A 19,782-nucleotide genomic window follows, 5' to 3' on the forward strand; every position below is an offset into this window, starting at 1 on the left:
CTGGATCGCTCTATTTAGGGGTGCGCCACTTGCGGGCCATTTTTACCGGAATGACGAAGATACCGACGAGGCCAATGGCGAGAATCAGGTAGGCGATCCAGACCGGAGCGCCTGCGAACAGGCGGCCGTTCGCCATCAGCATACCCGCGATCACACAGGCGACGCCGAAAATGCGCGTCACCTGAATCATGGCGAAGCGGGCGGCGGCCGGGTCGCTCATGCGATAAGGTGAGCCAGAAGCAGCTCAGGGCTCTCCACCACGATCTCTGCGCCGGCCCCGGTCAGTTCGCGCGGGTGGTGATAGCCCCAGTCGACACCGATGGCGCGCACTTGCGCGGCGCCGGCCATCTCGATGTCGTAGACGGTATCGCCGATCATCACTGCCTCGGCAGGCTGGGCGCCGGCTTCGAACAGCGCCTGCTCCAGCATCGCCGGATGGGGCTTGGAGGGATGCCGGTCGGCGGTCTGGAGTGTAATGAACAGGTCGGCGATGCCGTTGGCGGCGAGGCAGTGGGTCAGGCCCCGATCCGACATTCCGGTCGCCACGCCCAGCGTCCAGCCTGCGGCGTGCAGGCCGCGCAGGGTGTTCTCGATACCGGGGAACAGCGGCTGGGCGACGCGGCCCTGTTCCCGCGCGGAGCGGAACGAGAGCTTGTATGCCTCCGCCATGGCGTGCTGCTGCTCGGCGCCCGATGCGGGCAGAAGCTGGCGGATCGCCTGCGGGAGCGAAAGCCCGACCGCGCGCCGGATCGCCCCGCGCGAGGGTGCAGGCAGCGAGAAGGCCGCGAACGCCGCCTCCATCGCCTCGCAGATCGGCGCCTGGCCATCGACCAGGGTGCCGTCGCAGTCGAATACCGCCAGCTTCATCGCCGATCAGCCACGGCCGCGCGGAGCGCCGCGGGGCGCGCCGGACGGCTTGCGCGCTGCGCCCGTGCCGCCGCCGGTACGCGGCCCGGAAGGCTTGCCGCCGCCCGGACGCGCCGAGGGACCGCCAGCACGCGGGCCGGCGGGCTTGCCAGCCGGTTTGCCGAACGACTTGCCAGCAGGCTTTGCGCCGGGCTTGCCCACCGGCTTGCCGCCCAGCTTGCCGATCGCCTTGGCGCCGGGCTTGGCCGAAGGCTTGCCCGAACGCACCCGGCCCGAGGGGCTGTCGCTGCGGTTATGGCGCTCGCCGCGGCGTTCCTTGCGGTACTCCTTGGCGTGTTGCTTGGCCGCCTTCTTGCGCTCGTCCTTGGTGAACTCGTTCGATGCCTCTTCCGGCATTTCGCCTTCGGATTCCTCGAAGCCGAGCTGCTCCAGCGAGTTGGCGAAGTGTTCGGGCAGGGGCGCGGTCACGTCCAGCGGGGTGCCGTCCGGGTGCTCGATGATCAGGCGGCGCGCGTGCAGGTGCATCTTGCGGCTGATCGAGCCGGTCAGGAAGGCTTCCTGGCCACCGTACTTGCCGTCGCCGACTATGGGGTGGCCGATCGCCGCCATGTGGACACGCAGCTGGTGGGTGCGGCCGGTCAGCGGGTGCAGTTCGACCCAGGCCGCGCGGTTGCCGGCGCGGTCGATCACGCGGTAGCGGGTGCGCGCGGTCTGGCCTTCCTTCTCATCGACATGCATCTTCTCGCCGCCGGTGCCCGGCTGCTTGGCGAGGGGCAGTTCAATCATGCCTTCGTGGATGTGCGGCACGCCGACCACCAGCGCCCAGTAGATCTTCCGCGCGGTGCGCCCCGAGAAGCGCTTGGAGAAGAACGCGGCGCTGCCCGGCGTGCGGGCAATCAGCAGTACGCCCGAAGTATCCTTGTCGAGCCGGTGGACGAGGCGCGGACGCGGTCCGCGTTCCACATAAGCGTCGAGCAACCCGTCGACGTGTTCCTTCTGACCGGAACCGCCCTGCGTGGCGAGGCCCGGAGGCTTGTTCAGCACGATCGCGGCGCGGTCCTGCGTCAGCACCATCGAATCGGCGAGGGCGATCTCTTCCTCGGTCAGTTCGCGACGCGGCATGTCGGCGCCGCCGAGCCCCGGCTTCGCTTCGCCTCCCGGAGGTACGCGCAGGATCTGGCCGGCGGCGAGCCGGGTATCGACATCGCCGCGCTTGCCGTCGATGCGGATCTGGCCGGTACGCGCCCAGCGCGAGACCATGGCGAAGCCGATGTTGGGCAGGTGGCGCTTGAACCAGCGGTCGAGGCGCACGCCTTCATCGTCTTTGCCGACAGTGAACTGGCGGACGGAATCGGTATTTTCGGGGGTATTGCCGGGCTTCATGCCACGCTCCGCATCATGATAAGGCCGAGGAACAGGCTGGCGAAACCCGCGGCCAGCGAAAGGCCGCAATAGAGTGCAGCCGTGCCGACATCGCCGCGCTCGATGAGCGTGACGGTGTCGAGACTGAACGACGAGAAAGTAGTGAAACCGCCGAGTACGCCGACGGCGAGCAGCAGGCGTGTCGCTTCGCCATGCATTCCCGCTCCCTGGCCAGACCTTGCAAGCGAGCCTGCGAGCAGGCCCATCAGCAGGCTGCCGGCGATGTTCACTGTCAGCGTGCCGTAAGGAAACGCCCCGGCGCGCACGGGGCCGAGCGCGGCGCTCCAGCACCGGCCGACGAGGAAGCGCAGCCAGGAGCCAAAGGCACCGCCGCACGCCACGTATAGCGAGGCTGCAAGAAAGGAAGGTTGGGGCATGGCGCCCGCCTTAGACGCGAATCGGCAAATTTCCAACTGCGGTGGGCATGGCGGGCGGATTGCTATATATAGAGCGTTACGTGATTGCGGTATCGGGATGGGCCTGATGGCTTTTCCCGGTGCTTTCGCAGCTGCAATTGGCCCTTAGGACTTGTCTTCAAGGCGTCACTTTGGTAACGGGCCGGCCATTCGAGCCGTACCCTCGCCGGTTGCGGCCTTGGTTTGGCTCTAGGATTCGCGGTTCGACTCGCCGAAAGGTGTGGGTCGGGCCCCGTTCGTATTTTGTGAGGTGTGTCGGTTTATGCAAATTCTCGTTCGCGACAACAACGTCGATCAGGCTCTTCGTGCGCTCAAGAAGAAGCTGCAGCGTGAAGGCGTGTATCGTGAAATGAAGCTGCGCCGTCACTTCGAAAAGCCGTCCGAGAAGCGCGCCCGTGAAAAGGCCGCTGCTGTGCGCCGTGCCCGTAAGCTGGAGCGTAAGCGCATGGAGCGTGACGGCGCCAAGTAAGGCCCGTTTCCTGCGCTTTTGCGCAGGGCACCTCGAAATCACGGCTTGCGGCTTGAACGCCGCGCCGGGTTGAGCCATGAGGGCGCGGAATTTCCTTTCCGCGCCCTTTGTGCATGCGCCATTTCGGGCACGAATCCACAATTTTTCCGAATACGAGGCAGGTCCATGACAGAGATTACCCGCGTTGCGCTTCAGCCGATCACCAAGGGTTCGCTTACCAAGATCTGGCTGGGCGTCGCCGTGGTCGCTCTGGCAGCCGGCGGTATCGCCTATGCGGCACTGCCGCCGACTCCGACCGTGAAGACGCTGAGCGCGGGCACGGGCGATTCGCCGACGATGGAAGACGTCGTGCTGATCAATTACAAGGGCATGCTTCAGGACGGCACCGTGTTCGACCAGAACAAGGGCTACCCTAACCCGGTCGCGCAGTTCGTGCCCGGCTTCAGCAAGGCGCTCATGAAGATGCAGCGTGGCGGCAAGTACATGGTAGAGATTCCCTCGGCGCTGGCCTACGGGGCGACCCCGCCTGCCGGTTCGGCGATTCCCGCCAATGCTGACCTGAAGTTCGAAGTTGAACTGCTCGACTACAAGAGCCTCGCCGAAATTCAGCAGCAGCAGCGCATCATGCAGCAGCTTCAGCAAATGCAGCAGCAGCAGGGCGGCGCGCCCGGCGCGGTGCCCGGCATGCCGGGCGCTCCGGGTGAGATGCCGGGCGTTCCTGGTGCGGCTCCGGCCCAGCGCTGATCGCTTCGATGATGCCTGGTAACGCCGGCCGGTTGGCGGCTCTCGTTCTCGCGGCGGCGGTGTCCTTGGGTGCCGCGCCTGCGTCGACTGCTCCGGCGGCTCCATCCCCGGCGGCAGCATCCGTCGCGCCCAAGGTTCGTGTGGAAACGCTGACCCCGGGCACCGGCGAGAAGCCGCCCGAGCATTCCTACGTTCTCATCAACTACAAAGGAATGCTGCCGGACGGCACTGTGTTCGACGAGAACCAGAAGATGCCGATGGCGCTGGACGAGGTCGTCCCCGGTTTCGCACTTGGCCTTGTCCAAATGCAGCGCGGCGGCAAGTACAAGCTGACCATCCCGCCCGAATTGGGATACGGTGCGCAGGCGTCCGGTCCGATCCCGGCAAACGCGACCCTTGTGTTCGAGATCGATCTGCTCGATTTCAAGACGCCCGACGAGATCGCGGTGATGCAGCAGATGCACGATCAGCAGTTGCAGGGCCAGCAAGCCCCGGCTCCCGCTCCCCAACCGGGCCAATAGCCGCCGCTGCCGGCGTGCCCGTGCTTGAAGCCGCGCTGGCCCGATGCTAGCGCGCGCAATCGAATACCGCCCCGGCGCCAAGCCTTGCGCGCCGGGCTAAACCGTGAAGGAAAGCCATGTCGGTCGATACCGCAACCGTGGCGAAGATCGCCAGTCTCGCGCGCCTTAAGGTGAGCGAGGCCGAGCTTGAGGCGATGGTGCCCGAGCTGAACGGCATTCTCGCCTGGGTGGAGCAACTCGGCGAAGTCGACGTCACCGGCGTCGAACCGATGACCGCCGTCATCCCCAACACCCTGCGCCTGCGCGAAGACGTCATCAATGCCGACCCGCTGACTGGCGGCGACCGGCGCGACGCCGTGCTGGCCAATGCCCCCGCCGCGCAGCATGGCTTCTTCGGCGTGCCCAAGGTGATCGAATAATGACCAACATTACTGATCTCGGCGTTGCCGCCATCCGTGACGGCGTTGCCGCCGGCCAGTTCTCCGCCGTCGAAGTGGCCGAGGCGTTCAACGCCAATGTTGCCGCCGCACAGAGCGCGTTGAACGCCTTTATCGTCGCGACCCCTGAAAAGGCGATCGAGGCCGCGAAGGCCGTCGACGCCGCGCGCAGTGCCGGTCAGGCGCTTGGCCCGATGGCCGGTGTGCCGATCGGCATGAAGGACCTGTTCGCCACTGAAGGCGTGCAGACCACGGCCGCCAGCCGCATGCTGGAATGCTTCGTGCCGCATTACGAATCGACCGTCTCGCGCAAGTTGTGGGAAGCGGGCGCCGGCATGCTGGGCAAGCTCAACCTCGACCAGTTCGCGATGGGCTCCTCGAACGAGTCGAGCTATTTCGGCAACGTGATCTCGCCGTGGCAGCGTCGCGGCAGCAATGCGCAGCTGACGCCGGGCGGTTCTTCGGGCGGTTCGTCGGCAGCGATCGCGGCGCGCCTCGCGCCAGCGGCCACCGGCACCGACACCGGCGGCTCGATCCGCCAGCCCGCCGCCTACACCGGCACCGTGGGCATCAAGCCGACCTACGGGCGCTGCTCGCGCTGGGGCGTGGTGGCTTATGCCAGCTCGCTCGATCAGGCCGGTTCGATGGCGCGCGACGTCACCGACTGCTCGATCATGCTGGAAGCGATGGCAGGCTTCGATCCCAAGGATTCGACCAGTCTCGACCTCGCGGTTCCGGCATGGACGGCCAGCCTTTCGGGCGATCTCAAAGGCAAAAAGGTCGGCATCCCGCGCGAATACCGGGTCGATGGCATGCCTGCCGAGGTCGACGCGATCTGGGAGCAGGGCATTGCCTGGGCGAAGGACGCGGGCGCGGAAGTAGTCGAGGTTTCGCTGCCGCACACCAAGTATGCGCTGGCCGCCTACTACATCATCGCGCCTGCCGAGGCGTCCTCGAACCTCGCGCGCTATGACGGCGTGCGCTACGGCCTGCGCGATCTGCCCGACGGCGCCGGCCTGCAGGACATGTACGCCGCTACCCGCGCCGCCGGTTTCGGCGACGAGGTGAAGCGCCGTATCCTGATCGGCACTTACGTGCTTTCGGCGGGCTTCTACGACGCGTATTACACCCAGGCCCAGAAGGTCCGCACGCTGATCTCGCAGGACTTTGCGAAGGCCTTCGAGCAGGTCGACGTGCTGTTGACCCCGACCGCGCCGAGCGCCGCCTTCGCGCTGGGCGAGAATGTCGACGATCCGCTGTCGATGTACCTCAACGACGTGTTCACCGTGCCTGCCAGCCTTGCCGGCCTGCCGGCGATGTCGGTGCCTGCGGGTCTCGACGCACAGGGCCTGCCGCTTGGCCTGCAGATCATCGGCCGCCCGCTCGACGAGCAGGGCGTGCTGAACGCCGGCCTCGCGATCGAAGCCCGCGCCGGGTTCACGGCCAAGCCTGAGAAGTGGTGGTAATATGAGCACGTATCGCATTCAGGGCGCCACCGGGGACTGGGAGGTCGTGATCGGCCTTGAGGTCCACGCGCAGGTCACCTCCAATTCCAAGCTGTTCTCCGGCTCGGCAACGGCCTTCGGAGCGGAGCCGAACAGCCAGGTATCGCTGATCGACGCGGCGATGCCGGGCATGTTGCCCGTGCTGAACGGCGAGTGCATCCGCCAGGCCGTGCGCACCGGCATGGCCATCGACGCGCAGATCAACAAGTGGTCGCGCTTCGACCGCAAGAACTACTTCTACGCCGATCTGCCGCAGGGCTACCAGATCAGCCAGCTTTACCACCCGATCGTGGGCGAGGGCAGCCTGACCATCGAGGCGGACGAGAAGGCCGGCATTCCCGAGGCCAAGGTCATCGGCGTCGAACGTATTCACGTCGAGCAGGACGCGGGCAAGCTGATGCACGACCAGCACCCGACGATGTCCTATGTCGACCTCAACCGTTCGGGGGTGGCGCTGATGGAGATCGTCAGCCGTCCCGATATGAACAGCCCGGCCGAAGCAGGGGCCTACCTGTCCAAGCTGCGCACGATCCTGCGTTACGTCGGCTCGTGCGACGGCAACATGGACCAGGGTTCGATGCGCGCCGACGTCAACGTGTCGGTGCGCCGCCCCGGTGACGAACTGGGCACGCGGACGGAGACGAAAAACGTCAACTCGGTGCGCTTCGTCATGCAGGCGATCGAACACGAGGCGAACCGCCAGGTCGACGTGATCGAGGGCGGCGGCAAGATCGTCCAGGAAACGCGCCTGTTCGATCCGAACACCGGCTCGACCCGCTCGATGCGCTCGAAGGAAGACGCGCACGACTATCGTTACTTCCCGGACCCGGACCTGCTGCCGCTGGTGCTGGAGGACGCGTTCCTCGAGAATTGCCGCGCATCGCTGCCTGAACTGCCCGACGCCAAGCGCGCGCGCTACGAGGGCGAACTGGGCCTGTCGGCCTATAACGCCGCCGTACTGACCGCCGATGTGGATACGTTCCGCTGGTTCGAGGCGCTGCTCGCGGAAACTGCTTTGGCGCAGGGCAAGCAGCCCGCCGAGGTCGCCAAGCAGGCGGCCAACTGGCTGATTTCGGAACTGTTCGGCGCGCTCAACAAGCTGGGCAAGTCGCTCGACGAATCGCCCGTCAGCCATGAGCAGGCGGCCGAACTGCTGGCGCTGGTCGGCAAGGGCACTATTTCCGGCTCGATCGCCAAGCAGGTGCTGGAGATCATGCTGGAAACCGGCGAGGGTGCCACGGCCATCGTCGAGCGCGAAGGCCTCAAGCAGGAAAGCGACACCGGTGCCATCGAAGCCAAGGTGGACGAGATCCTCGCCGCCAATAGCGACAAGGTGGAACAGTACCGGGGCGGCAAGGTCGCGCTGTTCGGCTTCTTCGTCGGTCAGACGATGAAGGCCATGCAGGGCAAGGCCAACCCGGGCGTCATCAACGAAATCCTCAAGTCCAAGCTGGGCTGAGGCAACTATCCGGCGGCAACCCGGGGTTGCCGCCGCCTTCCTACCCCCCATCGGGCACTTCGTGTTGCACCTGCGTAACACTCCGGCGCTGTTAAGCATCGCAGATGGCCGTCAGTGGGTGTTTCGGCAATAATCCGCTTGTCTTCGGCAGTCCTGGTGTTATCGATTGCGCCGGAAGGACGGGGGGTCTTTCCAACTATTCCATGACATGTGCGCGGGTACGCGCACGCCAAATGCTGCGTGTGCGAAGCGCGCGGATAGGTACGGCCGGAGACCGACGCTGCGGCGCGGGGGCACTCTGATCTTGCCGCACGAGCTCACCTGGGGGGGTGAGGGAGCCCGGTACTGCGCCCAATGGAGCGCGCGGTACCGGGCTTTCGTGTATTCGGGCAGCGCGCTCCTATGCCTGCCGCGTACCCGTCAGTTCCATCGACCCGAACATGCCGGCCTTGATCTGCCCGGTCAGGCTATCGCCTTCCACCGTGGCCTTGCAATCGAGGTCCATCGGCATTGGTGTGGTCATCTTCATCGACCACGTCAGCGATTGCCCGCTGATACGCCCGTCGGTGATATCCATGCTGCCCAGATCGCCCGAGATGTGCCCGGTGAAGCTGTCAGCTTCGCCGGGCAGCACGGTGAGCACGCCCTTTTGCTTGCCGAGCGGCGTGTTGGTCACGCAATCGTAGGTTCCTGCAACGGACATTCGGGTACTCCTTACTGTTGTTCGCCTTCGTCGCCGATGGCGGTGGGGGCCTCGCGGACCTCTACCGGTAAACTGAGCCCCTTGAGCTGCGGTTCCACGATCTTGCGGTCCCCGACGATCACCCAGGTCAGGTCAGCGGGTTGCAGGTACTGCCCTGCGGCCGCGCCGATCCGCCTGGCGTCGATGGCGCGGTAGGTAGCAGCGAGGCGTACGTAATAGTCTTCAGGCCGGCCCAGCCGGTCGTTCTTGACGATGGCGGAGAGGACCGCGCTGTTGGTTTCGAATTGGGTCGGCAGGGCCCGGATGGCGCCTTCGGTGACGCGCTGGTATTCTTCGGCGGAGACCGGCTGTTTGGCCGGGAAGGCGGTCATATCCTTGATGATCGCGCTGATTGAATCGCCGGTGCGGTCGGCCTGCACCGGCGCCATGATCTGCAGTGCGCGCGGGCCGATGGACTGGGTCACCCCGGTGCGCACGCCGTAGCTCCAGCCCTTGTCCTCGCGAATGTCGGCATTCAGGCGTGAGAGGAAACCGTTGCCGACCACATCATTGGCCAGCATCAGGGGCTCCTCGCCCGGGGTGCGACCGGTTAGCGGCAGGACGCGTCCGGCGTAGATCACCGACTGCGGCGAATTGGGCCGGTCGATCAGAACGATGCGCGATGCAGGCGCGGGCGTCTGCGCGTCGAGCACCTTTACCGGTTTGGCGGCGGCCGGGGCCTTCCACCCGCCGAGCGCCTTTTCCAGCAGCGGCTTCAATTCCGCCATGGTGACGTCGCCGACCACGGTGATCCGGGCGAGGTCGGGGCGCAGCCACTTGGCATGGGCGGCGCGCAGAGCCGAAGGGGTCAGCGCGGCGAGCGAGATCCGTGTCCCAAGGCCGTCGCCGGGCTGGGCATAGGGATGGCTGCCGTAAAGTTCGCTGCTGAGCGTGCGGGCGGCGAGGGCGCTGGGCGTCGATTCCGCCTGCGAGAGCTGGGCCTGCGCCTGTCCGCGCGTGCGATCGAAATCGGCCTGTGCGAAAGCGGGATGGAGCAGCAGGTCTGCGGTCAACGCCAGCGAGGGCGCCAGATTGGCGCTCAGCGCGCTCAGCATCACGCTGCTGGTGTCGAGGCTGGCCGTGGTGCCGATGGAGGCGCCCAGACGTTCCTGCTCCTCGGCGATCTGGGTGGCGTTGCGGGTTTTGGTGCCTTCCTCCAGCATGTCGAGCATCAGCCCCTGTGTCCCCGGCGTATCGAGCGCGTCGGCGGCAAAGCCCGCGTCGAAGTCGATGGATACGACCAGCTTGGGCACGGCGGTGCGGCGCGCCAGCACCACCGGGATGCCGTTCGACAAGGTAGTGCGCTCGATCGCCGGGAAAGCAAGTTCGCCCACCGGCGCGACCGGGGGTGAGGTGCGCTTGGGCGCCGGAGCCAGCTTGGCGGTCTTGGTCTTGGCATCGGCCGGCGGAGCGGCGGTTTCCTTTTCGTCGCCCCATCCGCCCATGACGTTGCCGTTCTCGGTACGCGCGCCGGGCACGATGGCCAGCTTGTAGACCGGGCGGCTTAGCCATTTGCGCAGCGCTTCGTGGACGTTCTGCGGCGTGAGGGCGGCGATGGCCTGGAGGTCCGCTTTGTACTTGGCGGGATCGCCGGAATAGACCTGCCCTTCGGCAAGGGTGGCGCCCTTGCCGGAAAAGCCGCCGACCTGCTCCAGTCCGCCGATTTCGGCAGAAAGCGTGCTGACGACGGCGCGGCGCACTTCGTCCTCGCTTGGGCCGCGGGCGACGAAATCGGTGATGACCTTGTCGAGCGCGGCTTCGGCGGCGGCGCGTTCGACGCCGGGCTTCACGTCCATCGAGGCTTCAAGCACGCTGACCTGCTGGTAGACCTGCGCCGAGGCGCTGACCGATACCGCCTGCTGCGATCCGCGCACCAGCGCATTGTCGAGCTGCGAGCTGGCAAGGCCGCCCAGGATGTGCATGCCGACGCGCAGCGCCGGAGCATCGCCATCGTTAAGGCCGGGCCCGCTCCACTGGCGAGTAAGGCGCAGGACGGGGACCTGGTCGGTCATGTCGCGCGAGATTGGCGCGGGCAGCGTGACCGGACCGGCTTGCACGGGCGCGACATCGGGGCCTTTGGGGATCTGCCCGAACCATTTTTCCACCTTGGGCTTGGCCGTGGCCGCGTCGATGTCGCCCGAGAGCACCAGCACCACGTTGTTCGGGCCGTAGTGCTCGGTGAACCACTTGCGCACATCGGTAAGCGTGGCGGCGTCGAGGTCCGCCATCGAGCCGATAGTGGAATGGCGGTAGGGGTGGCCGACCGGGAACAGCCCGTCGGCCACGGCATATTCGGCGAGGCCGTAGGGCTGGTTGTCGCCCTGGCGTTTCTCGTTCTGGACGACGCCGCGCTGCTTGTCGAGTTTGTCCTGGGAGACGGCGGGCAGCAGCGCCCCCATGCGGTCGCTCTCCATGAACAGCGCAAGGTCCAGCGCTCCTGTGGGCACCGTCTCGACGTAATTGGTGCGATCGTACCAGGTCGAGCCGTTGGTGGGCGTGGAGCCTGCCCCTTCCAGCGGAATGTCGAAGCTGGGCACATTGGCCGAGCCGCCGAAGAACAGGTGCTCATACAAGTGCGCGAAACCGGTGTGGCCGCGCGGCTCGTTCTTGGAGCCGACCTTGTAGTACAGCGTGACGGCAACGATCGGCGCCTTGCGATCGGTATGGACGATGGTGGTCAGCCCGTTGGGCAGCACGAACTTTTCGAACGGAATGTCGACGCGGGAGACGAGTTCTTCCGCAGAAACCGCGCCTGCTACTGGGCCGGGCGTGGCGGAATACCGGTTCTCCTGTCCCGGAGCGACGGCCGGGGCCGGCGGTGTTCCGGGCGGACCTGCGGTGGCGCAGGCGGAAAGGGCAAGGGCGGCGGCAAGAGCGCTCAGGCTCGACGTGGGGGACAGTCGCATGGACCCAGCGTAGCAGCTTGTTCGGCAAGGGCCAGCCCTGCCAATGCCCGCCGGCGCCCTGAACGGATGCGGCACGCCGGACATGCCGGCGCAGGGTCATCCCCGTTTGAAGATCTGGCCCGAATCGAACATCGAAATGCGCCATTCGCCGTCTGCGTCCCGGCGGCATTCCATCTTCACGTCCGCCACGGCCAGAGGGTCGCAGTACGTATCGAAAGGTCCGTCGCCCAATGCTGCGAAGAACACCAACAGGTAGCCGACCTTTGCGTGGTCCACGTCGTCGAAACTTATGCGTAGCGAGGTGATGATGTGGCGCATAGTCATCAGTCCCGCGCCGCTGCGCATCGCTTTGGCCCGGCCCCCATAGAACGCCTCGACCGCCTCCAGTCCCTCTCGCCACTGGCCGCCCACATTATAGCGCACGTCCTGCGTCAGACAGTCGGCCGCGCGCATCGAGAGGCCGTTGTGGATGTCGAGTTCGTCGCCCCACTCGTAGATCACCTGCTTGACCGCAAGCACGTCCACTGCCTGCTGGGGAGTGAATTTCGCCACTGTTGCCGCCTCGTCCGTTTGGATTATTGCGCCGAGGCTAGGGCAGTCATGGGGCCGAGGCCAAGCCTTGATAGACAGTGTTGTTCATTATCGCCCCCGCGACGCTGTCGCCCAAGATCCTCTGGCAATTTCCTACAGTACACCCATCTCTGCTGCGGACCGCTTCGGCGCCGATTGTTTTGCGAACGATCAAGGCAATCTCGTCTTGAACATGCGAAATGATGGGCCCCGGAAAATTTCCGTCGGCGGCTCTTGTGTTGCAAAACTGCAACACCATATCGACGAGGTCAGGAGGCGATATTACCCATGAATCTCGAAAAATTCACAGACCGGGCCAAGGGATTCCTGCAGGCCGCGCAAACCGTCGCGATCCGCTTGAACCATCAGCGTATCGCGCCCGAACATGTCCTCAAGGCATTGCTCGACGACCCCGAAGGCATGGCTGCGGGCCTCATCAAGCGTGCGGGCGGCAATCCCGTCTTCGCAGTGCAGGAACTGGACAAGGCACTTGCCAGGGTGCCGGCGGTATCGGGCAGCGGCGCGGCCGGTGCGCCGGGGCTGGATAACGATGCGGTGCGTGTGCTCGACGCGGCGGAACAGGCTGCTACCAAGTCGGGCGACAGCTTCGTTACCGTGGAGCGGCTGCTGCTGGGCCTCGCGCTCGCCACCACGACGCCTGCGGGGCAGGCGCTGAAGGCAGCGAATGTCACGGCGCAGTCGCTGGAAGCGGCGATCACCGAACTTCGCGGCGGCCGCACCGCCGACAGCGCCGGGGCCGAGAACGCCTACGACGCGATGAAGAAGTACGCCCGCGACCTCACCGAGGCAGCGCGCAGCGGCAAGCTCGACCCGGTCATTGGCCGCGACGAGGAAATCCGTCGCACCATCCAGATTCTTGCCCGCCGTACAAAGAACAACCCGGTGCTGATTGGCGACCCCGGCGTGGGCAAGACCGCCATCGCTGAGGGCCTTGCGCTGCGCATTGCCAATGGCGACGTGCCCGACAGCCTGAAGGACCGCAGCCTGATGTCCCTCGACATGGGTTCGCTGATCGCGGGCGCCAAATATCGCGGCGAGTTCGAGGAGCGCCTGAAGGCCGTGCTCGACGAGGTGAAGGGCGCGGACGGCCAGATCATCCTGTTCATCGACGAGATGCACACGCTGATCGGCGCGGGCGCGTCGGAAGGGTCCATGGACGCAGGCAACCTGCTCAAGCCTGCGCTTGCGCGCGGCGAACTGCACTGCATCGGTGCGACGACGCTGGATGAATACCAGAAGTACGTCGAAAAGGACGCGGCACTGCAGCGGCGTTTCCAGCCCGTCTTTGTGGGCGAACCGACGGTCGAGGACACCATTTCGATCCTGCGCGGGCTCAAGGAGAAGTACGAGCTGCACCACGGCGTGCGCATCACCGACGGCGCCATCGTGGCGGCGGCGACCCTGTCCAACCGCTACATCACCAACCGTTTCCTGCCCGACAAGGCGATCGACCTGATGGACGAGGCCGCCAGCCGCATCCGCATGGAAGTGGAGTCCAAGCCCGAGGAAATCGAGAAGCTGGACCGCCGGATCATCCAGCTCAAGATCGAGGAAATGGCGCTTGGCAAGGAGAGCGACGAGGCATCGAAGGACCGCCTCGCCACCTTGCGCGGGGAACTGGGTAACCTCGAACAGCAGTCGAGCGAGCTGACCACCCGCTGGCAGAACGAGCGCGACAAGATCGCCGCCGAGGGCAAGCTCAAGGAGAAACTGGACGCCGCGCGCATCGAGTTGGAGCAGGCACAGCGTTCGGGCGACCTCGCCCGCGCGGGTGAGCTGTCCTACGGCACGATCCCGGCGCTGGAAAGGCAACTGGGCGAGGCGCAGGCCTCTGCCGGTAACGCTTTGCTGCGCGAGGAAGTGACTGAGGATGACATAGCCGGCGTCGTCAGCCGCTGGACCGGTGTGCCGGTCGACAAGATGTTGGAGGGCGAGCGCGAGAAGCTCCTCAAGATGGAGGCCATCATTGGTGCGCGCGTCATCGGCCAGAAGGATGCGGTGTCCGCTGTATCCAAGGCGGTACGGCGCGCGCGCGCGGGGCTTCAGGACCCGAATCGGCCGCTCGGCTCGTTCCTGTTCCTTGGCCCCACGGGCGTCGGCAAGACCGAACTGACCAAGGCGCTGGCCGGCTTCTTGTTCGACGACGACACCGCGATGGTACGTATCGACATGTCGGAGTTCATGGAAAAGCATGCCGTCTCCCGCCTGATCGGCGCGCCTCCGGGCTATGTCGGGTACGAATCGGGCGGCGTGCTGACCGAGGCCGTGCGCCGCCGTCCCTATCAGGTCGTGCTGTTCGACGAGGTCGAGAAGGCGCATCCCGACGTGTTCAACGTGCTGCTGCAAGTGCTCGACGATGGACGGCTGACGGATGGGCAGGGCCGGGTGGTGGATTTCACCAACACCCTCATCATCCTGACCTCGAACCTGGGCAGCCAGTACCTGACCCAGCTCGACGAGGGACAGGACGTCGATGTGGTCGAGCCGCAGGTGATGGAAGTGGTGCGCGGACATTTCCGGCCCGAGTTCCTCAACCGTCTCGACGAAATCGTACTGTTCCATCGGCTGGGGCAGGCGGACATGGGCCCGATCGTGGATATCCAGGTCGCGCGGGTGCAAAAGCTGCTCAAGGACCGCAAGATCGTGCTGGACCTTACCGATGCGGCCAAGCGCTGGCTCGGCCGGGTGGGCTACGATCCGGTCTACGGCGCCCGGCCGTTGAAGCGAGCGGTTCAGCGCTATCTGCAAGACCCGCTCGCCGAAAAGCTGCTGGCAGGCGAAGTGCCCGACGGGTCCCACCTCCACATCGAGGATGGCGACGGCGCGCTGGTGATGACGGTGGGGTAAAGGCGGCGGTATCGCGCTTGGCGCTGCCGGGTCTTTTGCCTATGCTTCCGGTCGTTACCGGCCGGGGCCGGTCCATCGGAACAGGAGGGCTTGAAAATGGGCAACAGGATCGCCGCGGTGGCACTCGTACTCGCATTCGCGGCAACGCCGGCCATGGCGGCGGACAAGCTGGAGAAATGCGTGAGCGTGATCGGCGCGACGCAGCGGCTTGCCTGTTACGATGCGCTGGCGGGACGGGCGGCGGACGAAACTCCGCAGCAGACGGCTGACCGCCAGACGCGCCAGTTCGGCCTCGCCGAAAAGCAGAAGGCGCCGCAGGACCGCAAGGAGGTCGAGCAGATCGATAGCAAGGTCAGTTCGGTTTCAGGCACGCGCATCGTGCTGGAGAACGGCATGTCGTGGAAAGTGGAAGATGGCGGCCATTTCCTCGAATGGGTGCGGCCCGGTCAGGTCGCGACTGTGAAGAAGGGGCTGATGAGCGGCTATCGTATGATGGTGGACGGCCTCAACGGCAAGGCAGTCGTCACCCGGCTGCGGTAAGCCGGGCCACTATCCGAACAAGGATGCCGACAAGAGAAAAGGGCGGGAAGCCGAAGCTTCCCGCCCTTTCTGTTTGCTCGGCTTGCGCCGGGCGCCTGGATCAGAACTTGACCTTGGCGCCGGCATAGAAGCGACGGCCCAGCGGGTCGTACGTGCCGGTGTCCGATTCCATGCCGGTGGCAGCGCCGGAAACGCTGGCCATGTAGATGGGATCGTTGTCGAACACGTTGTCCATGCCGACGAAGAATTCGACACCGGTCTTGGTGAAGAAACGAGCCTGCAGGTCGAGGTAGAACTCGGGGTGCACCTTGTAGGCGTGATACCCGTCGAACTGATCGTCGATCCACGAAGCGCCGATGTAGGTGCCGGTCGCGGTGATGCGGAAGCCGTCGGTGCCAACGCCCAGGTTCGCGGTGAAGCGATCCGAAGCCGCGCCCACTTCACCCTCGAAGTAGTCCTTCGTCTGCTCGGTGACGAGCGGAATGGTGTAGCCCGACAGCAGGTGGGTGTAGGCGACGTTCAGGCTGGTGTTCAGGCGCGTGTTGCCCAGATCGAACGAGTGGGTGTAGTTCACCGTCACGTCGATGCCCGAAGTCTTCACGCCGCCCGAGTTGGTGACGCCGCTGTTGACTTCGTCAAGCGAACCCGAGCTATTCGGACCCGACACTGCCGGGCGGCGAACGATGAAATCGCACAGGTTATTGTTGTTGTAGCACTGGTTCAGGATGTAGTTCAGATCGGTCTGAACGATCGCGTCCTGGATCTTCACGCGGAAGTAATCGACCGTAAGGGTCAGGTTACGCAGCGCGTCGATCGACACCGGGTTGACGACCATGCCCAGGGTAAGGGTCTTGCCCTTTTCCTCGGACAGGTTCGGGTTGCCGCCGGAGAAGCTGGTCACGCCCTGAAGGTCGGACTGCGTCTGCGCGAAGGCACCGCCGTTTGCCGCGATGTTGGCAAGGACGCCCGGAGCCGCGCGGCAGTTGTCACCCAGTGCGCCGCCACCGGTTGCGCCGATGCCGACGCAGGGATCCTGCACCTGCGGGAAGTCCTGGCTGCGGCCAGCGAAGAGTTCCGCAATGTTCGGAGCGCGGACCGTCTGAGCGTACATCGCGCGGAAGCGGACATCGCGGATCGGCGCGAATTCAGCACCGGCATTCCAGCTGAAGGTGCCGCCAACGGTGCTGTACTTCGAGTAACGCGCCGCGCCGCGGATCGACAGATCGTGGACGAAGCTGTCGGTCACCAGCGGGAGTCGGGCTTCGCCATAGACTTCCTTGACGTCAAAGCTCCCGACGGTGGGCGGAAGGGCATTGCCGCCGTTCAGACCGGCCGTCTGGAGAGCGTCCCAACGTGCATCCTGGGCTTCACGGCGATATTCGGCGCCGATCGAGATGCCGATGTCGTCCGCGCCCAGCGGGTTGGTGATGCCACCGGAGATGTTGCCGCCGACCTGGGTTTGCTTCTGCACGGCGGTGTAGGTGCTGGGTGCCTGCAGGTAGTCGAGGGCGTTTGCAAGGCTGCCGGTGCCGAAGACGTTTGCAGGGACGCAGCCCTGTTGACGCGCAGCCTCGCTGGCGCACTGGTAGCCGCCAGCGCCATCGGGGATGATCTGCTGCGAATTCACGAAGTTCAGAACGTTGATCTGGCCGGTGCCGTTCTGGGTGATGTTCGACTGGCCGTAGTTGCCGAAGACTTCGAAGTTCCACTTCTTGGCGATTTCGCCGCGGAAGCCGCCGACGACGCGGAACGTGTTCTGCGTAGAGGACGAGGTACGGTTGCCGAAGTCGTTCAGGCGCTTGGTGACGAAGATGTCGCGCAGGCCGTCGCCGTTGGTGTCCGAAGAATCGTTGAAGATCGCGTCAGGCACATACGGGTTACGATAGGTGACGCCGTTGAAGAGCGTTTCGATCGGCATCTGGCCGTCGGCGTAGCCGTAGGACGTGTCCCACGGGAAGGCTTCGATGTTCGACTTCGCGTTGGTGCTCACAAACGAACCTTCGAGGAACGCAGTGATACTGTCCGTGACGTCGTAATGTGCGTTCATGAACGCGCTGTAGCGCTGCACCGGAATGGCGAGGTAGCGCTGGGCAGTACGGTTGAAGCCGGTCGGGCCGGTGCCGGTGCCGAGCGAGTTCGAGCAGGTTGCGACGTTGGTGGCGACGCAGGGCTGAAGTGCGCCGCCGGGGCCGTACGTGAACGCGCCGTTGTCGGTGTAGTACGTGCCCTGGGGAATGTAGCCCGAGTAATAGGGTGCATACTTGTCGAACGGGCTGTCGCTTTCGCCGACGAGAAGCGCCGAGATGCTATCCACGTCGGAACGACCGGCTTCGGTCTTGTGGTTGCGCATGTAGGCTGCGCCCTGTTCCGAGTAGCCCACGAACAGGGTTGCGTTACCGCGACCGTCGTCGAAGTTGCCGCCCAGCATCACGCTGGTGTCGAGCGTGTAGTTGTCGCCGGTTTCGGCGATGCCCGACTTCACGTCGAACTGCATGCCCTGGAAGTCGTCCTTCAGCACGAAGTTGACTACGCCCGCGACCGCGTCCGAACCGTAGACGGCCGAGGCGCTGCCCGAGGTCAGGGTCTCGACGCGGTCGAGCATCTGCACCGGGATCATGTTGAGATCGACGGCGGCGCTGCCCGGGACGCCCGAGACGACGCGGCGGCCGTTGATCAGGACCAGGGTGCGGTCGATGCCGAGGTTGCGAAGGTCGACCGTCGCCAGACCGGCGCCGCTGGTCGAGAACGAGGTATTGGTGCGCGAATAGGTTGGCGTGCCGAACACCGGGTTCTTGAGTAGCGTTTCCTGGATGTTCACCGAGCCGGTGCTCTGGATCTGTTCCGAACCGAGCACCTGGACCGGAGCGGCCGTGGTGGGCGCGCCCGTCTGGATGCGCGAGCCGGTGACGACGATGGCTTCGCCCACGTCGGCGTCGGCTTCATCTGCTGCCTGGGGGGTGGTGTCCTGAGCGAAAGCCGGAATTGCGAAGAGCGCCAACGATGCTGCCGACAGGCAGGTCGCGCCCCGGAGGGCGGCCTTCTGGAAGGTTTTTTTCACTTGTGTGTCCCTTGTTGCGTCGTTCCCCGGGTGGATGCGTGACCAATTCCACCAAGTGACCCGTTGCCAGCTTTCGAGATGCGCACGCGCAACCCGATTGCCATGGAGTGCTTGTTGCTCCGCAAGCACAGCCTTTCAATCCCATTTGCCAATGGCGCACAAATTGCCTGCGCCAATGTTGCAATGTTGCAACGGACGCTTGCAACGTTGTGCAATGCGGCATCGAGACAGGCAGGATTCCGGAGGGTTGCCGGCAACAACAGACCTGTTGCATTTGCGCATTATCCGGCAGCAATCTTACGCCTCTTATCGCCGTGGTGAAATCCTGTTGCGCCGGTCGAGAAAGCTGTCGGCGAACGGATTGACCGTTGCTCGCTTGCGATTTAATCGTTTGATTAAATTGCGCCGTCGAAATGCTTGTCCGGGTCTGCCGAATGAGCCTAGGGCCGATGCAGCGAAAGGATTGTTCGGGATGAAGCTTGATAGCACGCTCGCCGCGGTCGTCACCGGGGGCGCCTCGGGGCTGGGCGCCGCCACGGCGCGGGCGTTGGCCGCCAGGGGCGTCAAGGTGTCGATCTTCGATCTCAATACCGAGGCTGGCGAGGCGGTTGCGGCCGAAGTGGGCGGGGTTTTCTGCGCGGTCAACGTCACCGATGAGGAGAGCGTCGTGGCCGGGTTCGCGAGGGCGCGCGCCGAGAACGGGCAGGAGCGCGTGCTGGTTAACTGCGCAGGGATCGCCCCCGCTGCCAAGACCGTGGGCAAGAACCGTGAAACCGGCGAGCCGCGCGCGCACGACATGGCGCTGTTCGAGAAAGCCATCGCCATCAACCTCGTCGGCACGTTTCGCTGCATCAGCAAGTCGGCCGCAGGCATGGCGACGCTGGCGCCGCTCGACGAGGCGGGATCGCGCGGGGCCATCGTCAATACAGCGTCCGTCGCGGCGCAGGACGGGCAGATCGGGCAGGCCGCCTATGCCGCGTCCAAGGGCGGCGTGCTGGCGATGACACTGCCTGTCGCGCGCGATCTCATGAGCGAGGGCATCCGCGTCAACACCATCCTGCCCGGTATTTTCGAGACGCCGATGATGGCCGGGATGCCGCAGGGCGTGCAGGACGCGCTCGCCGCGATGGTGCCGTTCCCCAAGCGGCTGGGCAAGGCAGAGGAATACGCCAAGCTGGCTCTGTTTCTGCTGGAGCACGATTATATGAATGGCGAATCCGTGCGTCTCGACGGCGCGATCCGCCTGGGGCCGAAGTAA

17 protein-coding genes are annotated in these 19,782 nt (G+C 65.2%); 9 read left to right on the plus strand and 8 right to left on the minus strand.

Annotation, left to right across the window (positions count from 1 at the left end; genetic code table 11):
* Nucleotides 1–10 precede the first annotated feature (10 nt).
* Genes V474_RS00770 through crcB form a run of 4 tightly spaced genes read right to left on the minus strand, consistent with a single transcriptional unit; the run spans nt 11 to nt 2,666 of the window.
* Nucleotides 11–220: a hypothetical protein gene (locus tag V474_RS00770; RefSeq protein WP_059149680.1), complete on the minus strand. Its 210-nt coding sequence runs from the start codon at nt 218–220 to the stop codon at nt 11–13.
* The gene (locus V474_RS00775; RefSeq protein WP_059149681.1) at nt 217–867 is read right to left on the minus strand and encodes an HAD-IA family hydrolase; all 651 of its coding nucleotides are present in this window, start codon (nt 865–867) and stop codon (nt 217–219) included. The genes V474_RS00770 and V474_RS00775 overlap by 4 nt, the downstream gene beginning before the upstream one ends.
* 6 nt (nt 868–873) lie before the next feature.
* A complete protein-coding gene (locus tag V474_RS00780) occupies nt 874–2,250 on the minus strand; it encodes an RluA family pseudouridine synthase (protein ID WP_059149682.1) in 1,377 nt (458 codons plus the stop codon).
* On the minus strand, nt 2,247–2,666 hold the full coding sequence (gene crcB / locus V474_RS00785; protein ID WP_059149683.1) for a fluoride efflux transporter CrcB: 420 nt from the start codon (nt 2,664–2,666) through the stop codon (nt 2,247–2,249). The genes V474_RS00780 and crcB overlap by 4 nt, the downstream gene beginning before the upstream one ends.
* 301 nt (nt 2,667–2,967) lie before the next feature.
* Between crcB and rpsU the strand changes: the two genes are divergently transcribed.
* The 6 genes from rpsU to gatB all read left to right on the plus strand — a co-directional run bounded on the left by rpsU (nt 2,968) and on the right by gatB (nt 7,840).
* Nucleotides 2,968–3,174 (plus strand): 30S ribosomal protein S21, encoded by a 207-nt coding sequence (rpsU, locus tag V474_RS00790; RefSeq protein ID WP_043976268.1) that lies wholly within the window; start codon nt 2,968–2,970, stop codon nt 3,172–3,174.
* Between the two features lie 165 nt (nt 3,175–3,339).
* Entirely contained in the window at nt 3,340–3,918 is a 579-nt protein-coding gene (locus V474_RS00795) for an FKBP-type peptidyl-prolyl cis-trans isomerase (protein ID WP_059149684.1), read from the plus strand.
* 11 nt (nt 3,919–3,929) lie between these two features.
* Complete coding sequence (locus tag V474_RS00800; protein WP_407938305.1) at nt 3,930–4,439, plus strand: FKBP-type peptidyl-prolyl cis-trans isomerase; 510 nt, start codon at nt 3,930–3,932, stop codon at nt 4,437–4,439.
* A 116-nt stretch (nt 4,440–4,555) separates the two neighbouring features.
* Entirely contained in the window at nt 4,556–4,858 is a 303-nt protein-coding gene (gene gatC / locus V474_RS00805) for an Asp-tRNA(Asn)/Glu-tRNA(Gln) amidotransferase subunit GatC (protein WP_043976262.1), read from the plus strand.
* Nucleotides 4,858–6,342, plus strand: a complete 1,485-nt coding sequence (gene gatA / locus V474_RS00810; RefSeq protein ID WP_059149686.1) for an Asp-tRNA(Asn)/Glu-tRNA(Gln) amidotransferase subunit GatA — start codon at nt 4,858–4,860, stop codon at nt 6,340–6,342. Before gatC ends, gatA begins: the two co-directional genes overlap by 1 nt.
* Nucleotide 6,343: 1 nt before the next feature.
* Nucleotides 6,344–7,840 carry an Asp-tRNA(Asn)/Glu-tRNA(Gln) amidotransferase subunit GatB gene (gene gatB / locus V474_RS00815; protein WP_059149687.1) on the plus strand — a complete coding sequence of 499 codons (1,497 nt, stop codon included), beginning with the start codon at nt 6,344–6,346 and terminating at the stop codon, nt 7,838–7,840.
* 400 nt (nt 7,841–8,240) lie between these two features.
* Here gatB and V474_RS00820 read toward each other — a convergent pair whose 3' ends face one another.
* The 3 genes from V474_RS00820 to V474_RS00830 form a co-directional block, all read right to left on the minus strand.
* A complete protein-coding gene (locus tag V474_RS00820; RefSeq protein ID WP_059149688.1) occupies nt 8,241–8,543 on the minus strand; it encodes a hypothetical protein in 303 nt (100 codons plus the stop codon).
* A gap of 11 nt (nt 8,544–8,554) precedes the next feature.
* Nucleotides 8,555–11,488, minus strand: coding sequence for a M16 family metallopeptidase (locus V474_RS00825; protein WP_059149689.1), 2,934 nt, complete (start codon nt 11,486–11,488; stop codon nt 8,555–8,557).
* 96 nt (nt 11,489–11,584) lie between these two features.
* Nucleotides 11,585–12,040, minus strand: a complete 456-nt coding sequence (locus V474_RS00830) for a nuclear transport factor 2 family protein (protein ID WP_059149690.1) — start codon at nt 12,038–12,040, stop codon at nt 11,585–11,587.
* Between the two features lie 306 nt (nt 12,041–12,346).
* Here V474_RS00830 and clpB point away from each other — a divergent pair, with 306 nt between their 5' ends.
* Together clpB and V474_RS00840 are read left to right on the plus strand one after the other, a co-directional pair.
* Complete coding sequence (gene clpB / locus V474_RS00835) at nt 12,347–14,926, plus strand: ATP-dependent chaperone ClpB (RefSeq protein ID WP_059149691.1); 2,580 nt, start codon at nt 12,347–12,349, stop codon at nt 14,924–14,926.
* 96 nt (nt 14,927–15,022) lie between these two features.
* The gene (locus tag V474_RS00840) at nt 15,023–15,466 is read left to right on the plus strand and encodes a hypothetical protein (RefSeq protein WP_059149692.1); all 444 of its coding nucleotides are present in this window, start codon (nt 15,023–15,025) and stop codon (nt 15,464–15,466) included.
* A 100-nt stretch (nt 15,467–15,566) separates the two neighbouring features.
* Here the strand turns inward: V474_RS00840 and V474_RS00845 are convergent, their stop codons facing one another.
* Nucleotides 15,567–18,524: a TonB-dependent receptor domain-containing protein gene (locus V474_RS00845; protein ID WP_059149693.1), complete on the minus strand. Its 2,958-nt coding sequence runs from the start codon at nt 18,522–18,524 to the stop codon at nt 15,567–15,569.
* Between the two features lie 472 nt (nt 18,525–18,996).
* Between V474_RS00845 and V474_RS00850 the strand changes: the two genes are divergently transcribed.
* Complete coding sequence (locus V474_RS00850) at nt 18,997–19,782, plus strand: SDR family oxidoreductase (protein WP_059149694.1); 786 nt, start codon at nt 18,997–18,999, stop codon at nt 19,780–19,782.

The organism is Novosphingobium barchaimii LL02, from assembly GCF_001046635.1.
Taxonomy (GTDB): Bacteria; Pseudomonadota; Alphaproteobacteria; order Sphingomonadales; family Sphingomonadaceae; genus Novosphingobium; species Novosphingobium barchaimii.

Coding starts and splice junctions, on each gene's coding strand:
- rpsU (WP_043976268.1), top strand. CDS start 2,968: ATGCAAATTCTCGTTCGCGACAACAACGTCGATCAGGCTCTTCGTGCG.
- V474_RS00850 (WP_059149694.1), top strand. CDS start 18,997: ATGAAGCTTGATAGCACGCTCGCCGCGGTCGTCACCGGGGGCGCCTCG.
- clpB (WP_059149691.1), top strand. CDS start 12,347: ATGAATCTCGAAAAATTCACAGACCGGGCCAAGGGATTCCTGCAGGCC.
- gatA (WP_059149686.1), top strand. CDS start 4,858: ATGACCAACATTACTGATCTCGGCGTTGCCGCCATCCGTGACGGCGTT.
- crcB (WP_059149683.1), bottom strand. CDS start 2,666: ATGCCCCAACCTTCCTTTCTTGCAGCCTCGCTATACGTGGCGTGCGGC.
- V474_RS00820 (WP_059149688.1), bottom strand. CDS start 8,543: ATGTCCGTTGCAGGAACCTACGATTGCGTGACCAACACGCCGCTCGGC.
- V474_RS00770 (WP_059149680.1), bottom strand. CDS start 220: ATGAGCGACCCGGCCGCCGCCCGCTTCGCCATGATTCAGGTGACGCGC.
- V474_RS00800 (WP_407938305.1), top strand. CDS start 3,930: ATGCCTGGTAACGCCGGCCGGTTGGCGGCTCTCGTTCTCGCGGCGGCG.
- V474_RS00780 (WP_059149682.1), bottom strand. CDS start 2,250: ATGAAGCCCGGCAATACCCCCGAAAATACCGATTCCGTCCGCCAGTTC.
- V474_RS00795 (WP_059149684.1), top strand. CDS start 3,340: ATGACAGAGATTACCCGCGTTGCGCTTCAGCCGATCACCAAGGGTTCG.
- V474_RS00840 (WP_059149692.1), top strand. CDS start 15,023: ATGGGCAACAGGATCGCCGCGGTGGCACTCGTACTCGCATTCGCGGCA.
- gatC (WP_043976262.1), top strand. CDS start 4,556: ATGTCGGTCGATACCGCAACCGTGGCGAAGATCGCCAGTCTCGCGCGC.
- gatB (WP_059149687.1), top strand. CDS start 6,344: ATGAGCACGTATCGCATTCAGGGCGCCACCGGGGACTGGGAGGTCGTG.
- V474_RS00775 (WP_059149681.1), bottom strand. CDS start 867: ATGAAGCTGGCGGTATTCGACTGCGACGGCACCCTGGTCGATGGCCAG.
- V474_RS00825 (WP_059149689.1), bottom strand. CDS start 11,488: ATGCGACTGTCCCCCACGTCGAGCCTGAGCGCTCTTGCCGCCGCCCTT.